Source organism: Streptomyces sp. NPDC005141 (assembly GCF_053599975.1).
On sequence record NZ_JBSFYW010000039.1, the window covers coordinates 40,123 to 54,434 of the forward strand.

The 14,312-nt window shown below is 70.8% G+C and carries 13 protein-coding genes; 1 reads left to right on the forward strand and 12 read right to left on the reverse strand.

Annotated features, from left to right (window positions below; all coding sequences use genetic code 11):
• From ACWD68_RS27010 to ACWD68_RS27045, 8 genes are all read right to left on the reverse strand, one after another.
• A complete protein-coding gene (locus ACWD68_RS27010) occupies positions 1–1,350 on the reverse strand; it encodes an extracellular solute-binding protein (protein WP_451809051.1) in 1,350 nt (449 codons plus the stop codon).
• Between the two features lie 164 nt (positions 1,351–1,514).
• Positions 1,515–2,513, reverse strand: a complete 999-nt coding sequence (locus ACWD68_RS27015) for a LacI family DNA-binding transcriptional regulator (protein WP_451809052.1) — start codon at positions 2,511–2,513, stop codon at positions 1,515–1,517.
• Positions 2,514–2,591: 78 nt separating this feature from the next.
• Positions 2,592–3,281 (reverse strand): GntR family transcriptional regulator, encoded by a 690-nt coding sequence (locus ACWD68_RS27020; protein ID WP_451809053.1) that lies wholly within the window; start codon positions 3,279–3,281, stop codon positions 2,592–2,594.
• 104 nt (positions 3,282–3,385) lie between these two features.
• Entirely contained in the window at positions 3,386–4,387 is a 1,002-nt protein-coding gene (locus tag ACWD68_RS27025) for a proline racemase family protein (protein ID WP_451809054.1), read from the reverse strand.
• A 46-nt stretch (positions 4,388–4,433) separates the two neighbouring features.
• Positions 4,434–5,333 (reverse strand): dihydrodipicolinate synthase family protein, encoded by a 900-nt coding sequence (locus ACWD68_RS27030; RefSeq protein WP_451809055.1) that lies wholly within the window; start codon positions 5,331–5,333, stop codon positions 4,434–4,436.
• 137 nt (positions 5,334–5,470) lie between these two features.
• Entirely contained in the window at positions 5,471–7,060 is a 1,590-nt protein-coding gene (locus ACWD68_RS27035) for an FAD/NAD(P)-dependent oxidoreductase (protein ID WP_451809056.1), read from the reverse strand.
• Positions 7,053–7,352: a (2Fe-2S)-binding protein gene (locus ACWD68_RS27040; protein WP_385700107.1), complete on the reverse strand. Its 300-nt coding sequence runs from the start codon at positions 7,350–7,352 to the stop codon at positions 7,053–7,055. The genes ACWD68_RS27035 and ACWD68_RS27040 overlap by 8 nt, the downstream gene beginning before the upstream one ends.
• Positions 7,349–8,500 (reverse strand): NAD(P)/FAD-dependent oxidoreductase, encoded by a 1,152-nt coding sequence (locus ACWD68_RS27045; RefSeq protein WP_451809057.1) that lies wholly within the window; start codon positions 8,498–8,500, stop codon positions 7,349–7,351. Before ACWD68_RS27045 ends, ACWD68_RS27040 begins: the two co-directional genes overlap by 4 nt.
• A 137-nt stretch (positions 8,501–8,637) precedes the next feature.
• Between ACWD68_RS27045 and ACWD68_RS27050 the strand changes: the two genes are divergently transcribed.
• Positions 8,638–10,047, forward strand: a complete 1,410-nt coding sequence (locus tag ACWD68_RS27050; protein WP_451809058.1) for an aminopeptidase P family protein — start codon at positions 8,638–8,640, stop codon at positions 10,045–10,047.
• A 234-nt stretch (positions 10,048–10,281) separates the two neighbouring features.
• Here ACWD68_RS27050 and ACWD68_RS27055 read toward each other — a convergent pair whose 3' ends face one another.
• The 4 genes from ACWD68_RS27055 to ACWD68_RS27070 are packed head-to-tail and all read right to left on the reverse strand — an operon-like array spanning position 10,282 to position 14,278.
• Positions 10,282–11,097 carry an ABC transporter permease gene (locus ACWD68_RS27055; protein ID WP_451809059.1) on the reverse strand — a complete coding sequence of 272 codons (816 nt, stop codon included), beginning with the start codon at positions 11,095–11,097 and terminating at the stop codon, positions 10,282–10,284.
• Between the two features lie 10 nt (positions 11,098–11,107).
• Positions 11,108–11,998 (reverse strand): ABC transporter permease, encoded by an 891-nt coding sequence (locus ACWD68_RS27060; protein WP_451809060.1) that lies wholly within the window; start codon positions 11,996–11,998, stop codon positions 11,108–11,110.
• A gap of 7 nt (positions 11,999–12,005) precedes the next feature.
• A complete protein-coding gene (locus tag ACWD68_RS27065) occupies positions 12,006–13,214 on the reverse strand; it encodes an ABC transporter substrate-binding protein (RefSeq protein WP_451809061.1) in 1,209 nt (402 codons plus the stop codon).
• 26 nt (positions 13,215–13,240) lie between these two features.
• Positions 13,241–14,278: an ABC transporter ATP-binding protein gene (locus tag ACWD68_RS27070; protein WP_451809062.1), complete on the reverse strand. Its 1,038-nt coding sequence runs from the start codon at positions 14,276–14,278 to the stop codon at positions 13,241–13,243.
• Between the last annotated feature and the right edge of the window lie 34 nt (positions 14,279–14,312).

The window sequence follows — 14,312 nt, forward strand, 5'->3', positions numbered from 1 at the left end:
TCAGCCTCGGGCCAGAATGGAGTCGATCTTGCCGGAGGCGTCCTTGAGGAGCTGGTCGATGTCGGCGTCCTTCTTGGTGAGGACCGCGGACACGGCGCCGTCGAGGACGGAGTAGATCTGCTGGGCCTGCGGGGGCTCGATCTTCATCTGCAGGCTCTGGTTGCCGTCCAGGAAGGCCTGGTAGTTCTCCACGGGCACGTTCGCGTTGGCCTTCTTGACCTCCTGGTCCTTGGTGTCCGCGGCGCCGGTGAACAGGCGCGGCTCGGGCAGGCCGACCGGGGCGTTGTTCTGCTTGGCGCGGGCGTAGTCACCGAGGAAGCCCTTCCCGGGTGACAGGAACATGTGCTCGAGCCACTTGAGGCCGGCCTTGATCTGCTCCGGGCTGGCCTTCTTGTTGAACATGTAGCCGTCGCCGCCGATGAGTGTGCCCTTGCCGCCGGGCATCGGCGCGAGGGCGAGGTCCTTGTAGTTCCCGCCCTTCTCCTTGACGAGGATCGGGATGTTGTCGGGCGCGGAGAGGTACATGCCGAGCTTGCCGGAACCCATCATCTGCTGGACGTCGTTGATGACCAGCAGCTGCTTGGTGCCCATGGAGTTGTCGCTCCAGCGCATGTCCTTGAGGTTCTGCAGGACCGCCTTGCCCTCGGGGCCGTCGATCGTGGACTTCTTGCCGTCCTCGGCGACGACGTTCCCGCCCTGCGAGTAGAGCTCGGCGGTGAAGTGCCAACCACCCTGGTTCTGGGCGCTGTAGTCCGCGTAGCCGACCGTTCCCTTGCCGAGCGCGGCTATCTTCTCGGCGTCCGCGCGCAGCTCTTCCCAGGTCGCCGGGGGCTTGTCGGGGTCGAGGCCGGCCTTCTTGAAGAGCGCCTTGTTGTAGATGAGGCCCATCGAGTAGCCGGTGCGGGGGATGCCGTAGATCTTGCCGTCGACGGTGTAGATGTCGCGCAGTTGCTGCTGGATGGTGTCGTAGCTCTTCAGGTCCTTGACGTAACTCGTGATGTCCGCCGCCTGGTTGACGTCGACGACGTGCTTGGCGTCGGTGAAGTACGTGTAGAACACGTCCTCCATCTGGCCGCCGGCCAGCTTGGCGTCGAAGGTCTTGGGGTCCTGACACGGGAACGCGTCATGCGCGACGACGTCGATGTCCGGGTTGGCCTTCTCGAACGCCTTGATGTCGGCGTCGAAGAACGCGCGGTCGACCTTGGCGCTCTTCGGCGGCTCGCAGTTGACCGTGATGCGGGTCTTTCCGTCGGCCGTGTCGTCGTCGCTCGAACCGCAGGCGGTGGCGGCGAGCGCGAGGGAGGACGCCATGAGCATGACGGCGGTACGGCGGAACCCGGTGCTTCTCATTGGTGGACCCCTTTGGGCAGGAGCGAGGAAGGCCCACGGCGGGCGTGCCGCCGTGTTCTGGCGCCGCACACTCAAGCACCGCCGACATCTGTCCGCAAGATGTCGCGCAGAATCTGTAATTATTTGACAGCAGAAGGGGTCTCTGCGGCGGGTGCTTGCGGTCCTCAGCCGCGGGGCGCTTGCGCGGTCGACCCGCGCACCACCAACTCCGGTTCGAACAGGAGCTCTTCGGCGGTCACGCTGCTGCCGCCGATCTGCGCGTTCAGCAGTTCCACCGCGGCGCGCCCCATGGCCTCGATCGGCTGCCGGACCGTGGTCAGCGGGGGTTCGGTGCAGTTCATGAACGCCGAGTCGTCGTACCCGACGACGGAGATCTCGCCCGGAACACTGAGCCCCTTGCGCCGGGCGGCCCGTACGGCACCGAGCGCGAGCGGGTCACTGGCGCAGATGATGCCGGTCACCCCCCGGTCGAGCAGCCGGGTGGCCGCGGCCTGACCGCCCTCCAGCGAGAACATCGCCCGGGCGACGTGCTCGTCGGGCAGCTCCGGCGCGAGGGCGCGCGCCGCCGCGAGCTTGCGGCCCGAGGGCATGTGGTCGCCGGGGCCGAGGACGAGCCCGATCCGCTCGTGGCCGAGCGAGTCGAGATGGCGCCAGGCCTGCTCGACGGCGACGGCGTCGTCGCAGGAGACGCAGGGGAAACCGAGGTGCTCGATGGCCGCGTTGACCAGCACCACCGGAATGTTGCGGTCCGCGAGCTGGCGGTAGTGGTCGTGCGGCGCGTCGGCCTGCGCGTACAGACCACCGGCGAACACCACGCCGGAGACCTGCTGCTGGAGCAGCAGCTCCACGTAGTCGGCCTCGGAGACGCCGCCCTTGGTCTGGGTGCACAGCACCGGGGTGAGGCCGAGCTGCGCGAGTGCTCCCCCGATCACCTCGGCGAAGGCCGGGAAGATCGGGTTCTGCAGCTCGGGCAGGACGAGGCCGACGAGCCGGGCGCGTTCGCCGCGCAGCTGGGTCGGCCGCTCGTAACCGAGGACGTCGAGGGCGGAGAGCACCGCCTGCCGGGTGGAGTCGGAGACTCCGGGCTTGCCGTTGAGCACCCGGCTGACCGTGGCCTCACTGACCCCGACCTTCATGGCCACCTGAGCAAGTCGTCGCGTCATGCGCGCAAGAATAGCGCAAGAAATGCAAGCTGCTTGCGTAAAAGTTCGTCCACTTCACGCTCGCGTCAGCGGCCCCTGTCAGGGTGCCGCCCACAGACCGCGGACATGGCCCAGGTGGCGTGTCATCACCGCGCGTACGGCGCGCTCGTCGCGGTCGAGCAGGGCGTCGAGGAGTTCCAGGTGCTCCTCCGCCGAGGCCTCCAGACGGCCGGCCTCGACGAGGGCGTTGAGCCCGTACAGACGCGAGCGCTTGCGCAGGTCGCCGACGACCTCGACGAGATGGGAGTTGCCCGCGAGGGCGAGCAGGCCGAGGTGGAAGCGGATGTCCGCCCCCACGTAGGCGATGAGGTCACCGGCCGCCGCCGCGGTCACGATCTCCCGGGCGGCCGGACGCAGCGCCTCCAGCGAGACGGGGTCCGCCGTGGTGGCCAGCCGGACGACGGTGGGGATCTCGATGAGCGAGCGGATGTGGGTGTACTCGTCGAGCTGCTTCTCGGAGACCGCCGTGACCCGGAACCCCTTGTTGGGCACCGTGTCGACCAGACCCTCCTTGGCCAGGTCGAGCATGGCCTCGCGGACGGGCGTCGCGGAGACGCCGAAGCGGGCCGCGAGCGTGGGCGCCGAGTAGACCTCGCCGGCCCGCAGTTCGCCCGCGATCAGCGCGGCGCGCAGCGCGTCGGCCACGCGCTCGCGATAGCTGCTCTTCTTGCCGCCCAGGGTGGGCAGGTCGGGAGCGGCTGAGGGTGCGCTGCTGCGCTGGGCGGCCATCGGGGTCTCCTCGTACGGGCCGGTGCGCCTTCTCGCCGCACCGGCCATGTGCCATATCACGTGTTACTCGGGCTACCAGTATCTACGTCCCGGAGCGGGGCCGCTCACAGGACGAATCCGGCCGGGAACGGGTCCGTGGGGTCGAGCAGGTACTGGGCTGTCCCCGTGAGCCACGCGCGCCCCGTGAAGCTCGGCAGCACGGCGGGCATTCCGGCGACCTCGGTGGTGCCGAGCAGCCGGCCGGTGAACCGTGTCCCGATGAAGGACTCGTTCACGAACTCGGTGTGCAACGGGAGTTCGCCACGGGCGTGCAGCTGGGCCATGCGCGCGCTGGTGCCCGTACCGCAGGGCGAACGGTCGAACCACCCGGGATGGATCGCCATCGCGTGCCGCGAGAAGCGGGCCGTCGCCCCGGGCGCGTACAGGTGGACATGGTGGCAGCCGCGGATGGACGGGTCCTCGGGGTGCACGGGCTCGCCCTCGGCGTTGACCGCGTCCATCAGCGCCAGTCCCGCCGCGAGGATCTCGTCCTTGCGGGAACGGTCGAAGGGCAGGCCGAACTGTTCCAGCGGCAGGATCGCGTAGAAGTTTCCGCCGTAGGCGAGGTCGTACGTCACCGTGCGCCCGTCGGCGAGCGTGGCCGAGCGGTCGAGGCCGACGGCGAAGGACGGCACGTTCTTGAGCGTGACCGCCTTGGCCGCGCCGTCCTCGACGGCGACCTCCGCGACGACGAGGCCCGCCGGGGTGTCCAGCCGGATCGTGGTGACGGGCTCGACGACCTCGACCATGCCGGTCTCCACCAGCACGGTCGCCACCCCGATCGTGCCGTGCCCGCACATCGGCAGATAGCCCGACACCTCGATGTAGATCACGCCGTAGTCGCAGTCCGGACGGGTGGGCGGCTGGAGGATCGCGCCGCTCATCGCCGCGTGGCCGCGCGGCTCGTTCATCAGGAGCTGTTTGATGTCGTCGCGGTGCTGACGGAAGTACAGCCGCCGCTCGTTCATGGTCGCGCCCGGGATCGTGCCGATCCCGCCGGTGATCACCCGGGTGGGCATGCCCTCGGTGTGCGAGTCGACGGCGTGCAGGACGAGTTTGCTGCGCATGGCACTCCTGGGTGGTGTCGGCGGGGGACCGGCGGACCCGTACGGCTCAGGCGAGACCGGCGGCGACGGCCTGCTCCGTGGCGAGTCGCACGGCGGCCTCCTGCTCGGGCAGCAGCGGAACGCGCGGCGGCCGGACCGGACCGCCGTGGCGGCCGACCATGTCCATGGACAGTTTGATGGCCTGGACGAACTCGACCCGGGAGTCCCAGCGCAGCAGTGGGTGCAGCTGACGGTAGAGCTTGCCCGCCGTGTCGAGGTCACCGGCGACGGCCGCGCGGAAGAGCTCGACGCTCGCGCGGGGCAGAGCGTTCGGGTAGCCGGCCACCCAGCCCTTGGCGCCGGCGACGGCGAGTTCGAGCAGGACGTCGTCCGCGCCGATCAACAGGTCGAGCTCCGGGGCGAGTTCGGCGATGCGGTAGGCGCGGCGCACGTCGCCGGAGAACTCCTTGACCCCCTGGATGGAACCGGCCGCGTGCAGCTCGGCGAGGAGTTCGGGCACCAGGTCGACCTTGGTGTCGATCGGGTTGTTGTACGCGACGACCGGGACGCCCGCCCGGGCGACCTCTTCGTAGTGCCCGAGCACGGAGCGCTCGTCCGCGCGGTAGGCGTTGGGCGGCAGCAGCATCACGGCACCGCAGCCCGCGTCCCTCGCCTGCTCGGCCCAGCGGCGGGCCTCGGCGGAGCCGTACGCGGCGACGCCGGGCATCACCCGGGACCCGCCGATCGCGGCGACGGCGGTCTCGACGACCTTGGCGCGCTCTTCGGGCGTGAGCACCTGGTACTCACCGAGCGAGCCGTTCGGTACGACGCCGTCGCAGCCGTTCTCGACGAGCCAGGCGCAGTGCTCGGCGTACCGGTCGTAGTTCACGGAGAGGTCGTCGTTCAGCGGGAGCGCGGTGGCGACGAGGACTCCGCGCCAGGGGCGGCTGTCGGGGGTGACGGTCATGAGGTGCTCATTCCTCTCAATAGGGTGTGACATTTCACAGCGGCGGGGTCACGGGCGAGGTCGAGGTCGCGGTCGCGGTCGCGGTCGCGGTCGAAGCCAGGAGCGAGGTCGAGTCGCAACGGGGTCGTCGTGGGGGGTCACTCCCGGGCGGGGGGCGAGCCCGCGCCCGGGGTTCCGTCGTCGCCGTCAGTACCGGCACGGGCGAGCACACCGAGCGGTACCGGGCGCGCCAACAGCCGTCGTGCGGGCGTCTGTTCGCAGCCGACGAGCCCGGCGACCGCGGGCTCGCACATCCGGCCCTGGCACCACCCCATCCCGGCCCGGGTGAGCAGCTTGACCGTCCGCAGGTCGCCCGCGCCGAGGTCGGTGACGGCCTCGCGGACACGACCGCCGGTGACCTCCTCGCAGCGGCACACGACGGTGTCGTCGGTGACCTGGTCCGTCCAGTGCGCGGGCGGTGTGTACACGGTGTCGAGCGCGGCGAAGAACGTCCGCATTCTCGTACGGGACCTGACGGCTCGCGCCGCCGCGCGCGGGTCGGGTCCGGTGCCGGAGAGCCGGGCGGCGATCGACCGGCCCGCGATGTGCCCCTCGGCCAGGGAGAGGGCGGAGCCGCCGATGCCGGTGGTCTCGCCCGCGGCCCAGACGCCGGGCACGTCGGTGCGCTGCTCCTCGTCCACATCGACTCCCAGCCCGTCGATACGGCAGCCGAGGGCTTCGGCGAGATCGGTGTGCGGGATCATCCCGTGCCCCACGGCGAGCGTGTCGCAGGGGATGCGGCGCCCGGTTCCGGTCCTGACCCGCCCGTCGGGGCCGAGCGCGGCGACGGTGACGGCTTCGAGCCGCGCCTCGCCATGGGCCTCGACGACGGTGTGCGACGGGACGAACGGCACACGGTGACGCAGGAGTTGGAACGCGTACCGGGCCCCCTCGGCGAGCTTGCCGGGATGAGCCGCCAGCGCCCCGGCCCTGCGGACGAACGCTCTCGGGCCGGCGGACTCCACGAGCGCGGCGACCTCCACGCCGGCGGCCGCCAGTGCGGTCGCCACGGGCAGCAGCAGCGGTCCGGTGCCCGCGACGACGGCGGTCCGCCCCGGCACGACGAGGCCGCCCTTGAGCATGGCCTGGGCGCCTCCCGCGGTCACGACACCGGGCAGGGTCCAGCCGGGGAAGGGCAGCACCTTCTCGTACCCACCTGTGGCGAGGAGCACGGCGTCGGCGCGCACGGTGACGGAGCGCTCCTGGAGGAGGGCGTGGACGGTGAATGCGGGCCGTGCGGCGGTGGTGGTGGTGCGCCCGTGCCCGGCGAAGGTGTCGTGACCGGCGGCCCCGGGCCCGCCCCCGGCGCCGGCACCGATCCCTCCGCCGCCATCAGCACGATCACCGCCACCGCTACCACCATCAGCACCGGCACCGGCACCGGTGTTCGTCGCCCCGGCCCGTTCGACCAGCCACACATGATGGTCCGTCAAGTGCGTGACCGTGCCCGCTTCCAGGTGGGCCGCGAGCCCCTGTTCCAGTCGCTCCCAGGTGCGCCACTGGTGGTGCAGCGCGCGGGGCCGCCGGGCGCCGAGACCGCTCGCGGGCCGGCGGTAGAACTGCCCGCCCGCCGCCGCGGCCGAGTCGATCAGCGTCACGCGGACGCCGCGTGCCGCCGCGGCGAGGGAGGCGGCGAGACCGGCCGGGCCCGCGCCGATCACCGCGAGGTGGTGGCGTCCGTCAGTCATCGTGGCCCGTGCCTTCCTGCGTGCGGATCGTGTCGCCCGGTGCCAGCGGAACCAGACAGGCCCGCTGATTGGGGCGGTCGTTGACGGTGACGAGGCAGTCGAAGCAGACGCCGATGCCGCAGAAGACGCCACGGGGCCGGCCCGCGTCACGGGTGGTGCGCCAGGAGGTGACGCCCGCGGCCCACAGGGCGGCGGCGACGGTCCGGCCGGGCAGCGCCTCGATGTCCCGGCCGTCGAGGGTGACGGTGAACGCGGGGCCGGGTTCGGCCCGTACGAGGTCCAGAGGGTTCACGCGGCCTCCTCGGGGAAACGGTCGGGCCGGAACGGCGCGAGGTCGAGCCCGGGTGTCTTGCCGGCCAGGACCTGCGCGATGAGCTGTCCGGTGCCGGTCGACAGTCCGATGCCCGCGCCTTCGTGCCCGCAGGCGTGGAAGAGACCGGGTGCCCGGGGGTCGGGGCCGATCGCGGGCAGATGGTCGGGCAGGTAGGGCCGGAAGCCGAGGTAGGTCCGCAGGGCGCGTACCTCCGACAGGAAGGGAAAGAGCCGCGTGGCCCCCGCGGCCAGTTCGCGCACGGCGGGCAGCGAGAACGACCGGTCGAAGCCGACCCGTTCCCGGCTCGCGCCGATCAGGATCGGGCCGGCCGCGGTCCCCTCCACCACCGGCGACGTCTGGAGTGCGGCGGAGTCACTGGCGACGTCGGCGACGTAGTCCGCGGCGTACACCTTGTGGCGCACCCGGCGCGGCAGGGGTTCGGTGACGAGGACGAAGCCTCGGCGGGGCAGGACGGGAAGGGTGACACCGGCGAGGGAGGCCACCGCCGCGCCCCATGTCCCGGCCGCGTTGACGACGGCCGGCGCGTGCAGATCGCCCCGGTCGGTGCGTACGCCGCGGACCGAGCCGTCCCGTGCGCGCAGCACCTCGGTCACGGTGCGCCCGGTCAGCAGCCGCGCCCCCGAAGCCCGTAGAAGATGCGCGGCGGCCAGGGCGGGCATCACCTGGGTGTCCTGCGGATAGCGCACGGCGCCCGCGAGTCCGGGCGCCAAGTACGGTTCCAGATCGTGGAGTCGGTCGGCCGTGACCGGTTCGGCCAGCACACCGGCCGCCCGCTGGGTCGCGGCGAAGGTCTCCAGCGCGGCCAGCCCCTCGGGCGTGGAGGCCACGACGACGCCGCCCTTGGCCTCGTACTCGATCGCCTCCGCCCGTTCCTGGGCGAGGTCGGCCCACAGGCGCCCGGAGAGCAGCGCGAGGTCGAGCTCGGGCCCGGGTTCCTTGTCGGAGACGAGCAGATTCCCCTCCCCCGCGCCGGTCGTGCCGCCGGCCACCGGGCCGCGGTCCACCACGGCGACATCGAGGCCCGCGCGAGCCGCGTACAGGGCGCAGGCAGCGCCCACCATTCCGGCTCCGACGACCACGACATCGCAGGTAAATGGCTTGCTCACATCAGTACTATGTCACATGCTTCTCTCGCACGGAACGGTCGACGCCCCGCGCGCGGACGCTCCACCCGGACGTCCCGTCGGGTGCGCCCCGGACGACACGACCTGCGCGACACGACCTACACGAGAAGGTGCCTGACGTGGCCAAGGGCCGAAAGAACGGTCTCTACCGAGGAATCTCCGACGAGCTGTCCGCCCTGATGCGCACGGGCTGGGCCGACACCGAGCGGCACGATCTGCGGCCGGACGAGCAGGCGGCGCACGCGGCCCGCCGCCGCGCCGCGCTCTCCGGCCTCTTCCCGGGCGAGCGGCTGGTCATCCCGTCCGGAGAGCTCAAGACCCGGTCGAACGACTCCCACTACCCGTTCCGCCCGTACTCCGGCTACGTCCATCTGACAGGCGATCAGACCCGTGACGGCGCGCTCGTGTTGGAGCCGCGCACCGAGGGCGGTCACGAAGCGCACTGCTATCAGCTCCCCCGCGACAGCCGGGACAGCGACGAGTTCTGGACGGGCATGACGGCCGAACTGTGGATGGGCCGCCGCCGCTCCCTCGCCGAGTCGGAACAGGTGCTCGGACTCCCCTGCCGTGACATCCGCACGATCTCCGAGGACCTGGCGGACACGGGTGTCCCGACCCGCGTCGTCCGCGGCCACGCGCCCGCGATCGAGGCCGCGCTCGTCACGGACGAGGAGCGGGACGCCGAGCTGGAGGAGGCGCTCTCCGGACTGCGGCTGGTCAAGGACGCCTGGGAGATCGGCGAGCTGCGCCGGGCGGTGGACTCCACCGTGCGCGGATTCACCGATGTCGTACGGGAGTTGTCGCAGGCGGTCGCCACCTCGGAGCGATGGATCGAGGGCACCTTCTTCCGCCGCGCCCGCGTCGAGGGGAACGACGTCGGCTACGGCTCGATCTGCGCGGCCGGCGAGCACGCCACGATCATGCACTGGGTGGACAACGACGGACCGGTCCGCCCCGGCGAGCTGCTGCTGCTCGACGCGGGCGTGGAGACCCGCACGCTCTACACCGCCGACGTGACCCGCACCCTCCCGATCAGCGGCACGTTCACTCCGCTCCAGCGCCAGGTCTACGACGCCGTGTACGAGGCGCAGGAGGCGGGCATGGCGGCGGTGAAGCCGGGTGCCCTGTACCGCGACTTCCATGACGCCGCCCAGTGGTCGATGACCGAGCGCCTGGTGGCCTGGGGCTTCATCGAGGGCCCGGTGGAGCGCGCCTTCGAACTCGGTCTCCAGCGCCGCTTCACCATGGCGGGCACCGGGCACATGCTCGGGCTCGATGTCCACGACTGCGCCCGGGCCCGCAACGAGGACTATGTCGGCGGCGTCCTGGAGCCGGGCATGGTCCTCACCGTGGAGCCGGGCCTCTACTTCCAGCCGGACGACCTGACCGTGCCCGAGGAGTGGCGAGGCATCGGCGTCCGGATCGAGGACGACCTCCTGGTCACGGCGGACGGCTACGAGAACCTCTCGGGCGCGCTCCCCCGCTCGGCCGATGAAGTGGAGTCGTGGATGCGGGAGTTCGCCGGATAGCCCTCCTTCCGCCCGCCGCCCGGCCCGCCCGAAGACCGGAGCCGGGGCGGGGCGGGGGCGGGGGCGGGCGGCTCAGCCGGGTAAACACGCAAACGCCTGAGACACCTACTGGATCAATTCGGCCGCGCCCGTGGTCGCGTCGCGCCGATTCCGGCCGCACCCTCCCCGACTCGGGTCCGACACAGCGGCGTTGGCCCCGCACACGCGGGTGCGAAGGCGAGCGGCCCCGGAGGCTCAGATCCTGCTCTCGGCCGCCGTATCGGCGGACAGCCGCTGGGCCGCGTAGATCGGAATCACCGAGAGCAGGACGAGCACGGCGGCCACGACGTTCACGACCGGTGCCTGACGGGGTCGGGTCATGTTGTTGAAGATCCAGATCGGCAGGGTCTCGATGCCGGGCCCGGCCGTGAACGTCGTCACGACGATCTCGTCGAAGGACAGCGCGAAGGCGAGCAGTCCGCCGGCCAGCAGCGCCGATCGCACCAGTGGGAAGGTGACGTCGGCGAAGGCGCGGAAGGTGTCCGCGCCCAGGTCCATCGCGGCTTCCTCGTAGGTGCCGGACGTACGGCGCAACCGGGCGACGACGTTGTTGAAGACGACGACGATGCAGAAGGTGGCGTGGCCGACGATCACGGTGAACATGCCGAGTCCGACGCCGAGCGGTTCGAGCACCGTGCTGAACGCCGAGTTGAGCGCGATACCCGTGACGATGCCGGGCAGCGCGATCGGCAGGACGACCACGAAGGAGATGGCGTCGCGGCCGAAGAAGCGGTGGCGGGCGACCGCGAAGGCGATCAGCGTGCCGAGGACCAGCGCGATGGCCGTGGCCCCGAGGCCCGCCTTGACCGAGACCCACAGCGCCGCGCGGGCGCCCTCGTTGGCCCAGGCGACCGACCACCAGTGGAAGGTGAGCCCGGTCGGCGGCCAGCTCGCGCTGCGGTCCGGGTTGAAGGAGTTGACCAGGACGAGCGCGAGCGGCACGTAGATGATCGCGAAGCCGAGCCCGGCGGCGACGCGCAGCGCGATGCGCGCGGAACGGGAGAGTTGCACAGCGGGCTCCTCAGAGACTGCTCAGGGCGCCCGTGCGGCGCATCGCGAGGAGGTACACCACGATGACCACGACGGGGACCGTGCCGAGTGCGGCGGCCATGGGCAGGTTCAGTTCGATGTTGGAGTAGACGACGTTGCCGATGAGCTGGGTCTTGCCGCCGACGATCTGCACGGTGATGTAGTCGCCGAGGCTGAGCGAGAAGGTGAAGACCGAGCCGGCGGCCACGGACGGCAGGACCATCGGCAGCACGACCGATCGGAAGGTGCGGCCCGCCCCGGCTCCCAGGTCCGCCGACGCGTCGAGCAGGTTGGCCGGAAGCTGCTCCAGCGCGGTGTGGATCGGCAGGATCATGTACGGCAGCCAGAGATAGGTCAGCGCGATGATCGCCGCGGCCTGTCCGTATCCGGGGCCGCTGAGCCCGAAGGGCTTCAGCATCCAGTCGGCGAGGCCGCCTTGGGAGAGGATCAGCCGCCAGGCGTACACCTTGACGAGGTAACTCGCCCACAGCGGCGTGAGGATGGCGACGACGAGCAGCGGACGCCGTGCGGGCCGGGCGATACGCGCCGTGTAGAAGGCGACCGGGAAGGCGATCACCGCGCACAGGACGGTGACCGCGAGGGCGACGCCGATGCTGCGCAGGATGACCTGCCGGTACACGGGCGTGGTGATCAGCTGGTGGAAGTTGTCGGTCGACCAGACCTTCACGACCTCGGAGGTGAAGGAGTCCGTCGTCCAGAACGCCGAGACGAACAGCACGGCCAGGGAGCCGAGATAGAGGACCGCGAGCCAGAGCAGCGGTGCGGTCAGGAGCAGGGACAGCCGCAGCCGGGAGTGCCGGTGCAGGGTCCCGGCGAGCCGCCGGACGGGGGAGCGTCCGGCGGCCTGCGGGGTGGAGGTCATCGCTTGTTCAGCCCTTGATCTCGGTCCAGGCCTGGACCCACTTCGCGTACGGGACGCACTTGACGTCGGTGCGGCCGTCGAGGCACTGCTCGATGGGCGTGTTCCAGAACGCGATGTTCTTCCAGTAGCTCTCGTCGGTGGCGTGGTAGGTGTCGCAGAAGGTCTTGTCGCTGGTCTCCTCGCACGCCTCGGCGTTGGCCGGCGCCTCACCGAAGTACTCGGCGACCTGGGCGTTCACCTTCGGCGAGATGATCCAGTCCAGCCACTTGTAGGCGCAGTTGGGATGCTTGGCCCTGGCGGAGACCATCCAGGTGTCGGACCAGCCGGTGGAACCCTCCTTGGGCACGAAGGCCTTCACCTCGGCGCCCTCGTCGGCCGTGAGGTTGGCGATGACCTGCCAGGTGGTACCGACCACGGAGTCCCCGCTCTTGAACGCGGAGATCTCCTTGAGGTAGTCGCTCCAGTACTCCCCCACGTTCGCGCTCTGCTTCTTCAGCAGCGCGACGGCCGCGTCGAACTGCTTCTGGTCGAGCGCGTAGGGGTCCTTGATCTTCAACTCGGGCTTGGTCGCCTTCAGATACAGCGCCGCGTCGGCGATGTAGATCGGCGAGTCGTACGCGGTGACGTGGCCCTTGTTCGCCGAGGCGTCGTCGAAGACCGCCGACCAGGACGTGGGGGCGGGGGTGACCTTCTGGGTGTTGTACATCAGGAGGTTGGCGCCGCGGCCGTGCGGGATGCCGTACATCTGGCCGTCGACGGAGTTCCAGGCGCCCTTCTTCAGGCCGCTGAAGACGTTCTTGTAGTTCGGTACGAGGGCGGTGTTGACCGGGGCCGCGTCGCCCGAGGCTATGAGCCGGAGGGAGGCGTCTCCGGAGGCGGAAACCGCGTCGTACTGGCCGGTCTTCATCAGCTTGACCATCTCGTCGGAGCTGGCGGCGACCTTGGAGTTGACCTGGCAGCCGGTCTGCTTCTCGAAGTCGCCGACCCAGTCCACCTTGGGATCGTTGGAACCGTCCTCGACATAGCCGGCCCAGGCGATCAGGTTCACCTGGCCCTCGGTCTTGCCGAGTTTCGACTGCGCCTTGAGGTCGGGCGGGTTGAGGCCGGTGGACGAGGAGGAACCGGTGTCGGACGATCCGCAGGCGGTGGCCGCGAGGAGCACCGCGACGGCGGTGGCGGCCTTGAGGGTTGGGGTGAGGCGCACGGCGTACTCCATACGTGACGGGGGACTGAGCGGGGGAGTCAGCGGGGGTCGGGGACCTGGAAGGAGTGGCGGCGGTGCCACTGGAGCCGGACCCGGGTGCCGCGGAGGGCGGCGACGTCCTCGGAGGAGGTCTCCAGGTTCTGCTGGAGCGCGGTGAGACGGCCGCCCGCGTCGAGATCCACCAGGAAGCGGGTGGAGTCGCCCAGATAGACGACCTCGGCGACGGTGCCGGTGGCGGTGGAGTGCTCCGGCTCGTCCGCCTCGGCGGACTCCTTGAGGACCCGGATCTTCTCGGGCCGGATGCTGTAGGTGCCCGGGGTGCCGACGACCTGTTGCGCCGACTGGCCCTCGAGCAGGTTGGACGTGCCGACGAAGCCCGCGACGAACGGGGTGGCCGGGCGTTCGTAGATCTCGGCCGGGGTGCCGACCTGTTCGATGCGGCCCTGGTGGAAGACGGCGATGCGGTCGCTCATCGTCAGGGCCTCCTCCTGGTCGTGGGTGACGAACACGAAGGTGATGCCGACCTCGCGCTGGATCGCCTTGAGTTCGACCTGCATCTGCTCGCGCAGCTTGAGGTCGAGGGCGCCGAGCGGCTCGTCGAGCAGCAGGACGCGGGGGCGGCCGACGAGGGCCCTGGCGAGGGCGACACGCTGGCGCTGGCCTCCCGAGAGCTGGCCCGGACGGCGCCGGCCGAACCCTTCGAGCCGTACGTCGGCGAGCGCCTTGCGGGCCCTGACCAGCCGCTCGGCCTTCCGCACCCTGCGGACCCTGAGTCCGTAGGCGACGTTCTGTTCGACGGTCATGTGCGGGAAGAGGGCGTAGTCCTGGAAGACCGTGTGCACGTCCCGTTCGAAGGGGGCGAGACCGGTGACCTCCTGGCCGGCCAGCTCGATCCGGCCCGCGGTCGGGCTCTCGAATCCGGCGATCATCCGCAGGACGGTCGTCTTGCCCGAGCCGGACGGGCCGAGCATCGAGAAGAACTCGCCGTCGGCTATCTCCAGATCGACTCCGGCCACGGCGGTCGTGTCACCGAACGCTTTTCGCAGGCCCTGGAGCCGGATCGCCTTTGCCTCCATGGGCGGGGAACCTTTCTGGTGCAGGTGTGCGTTG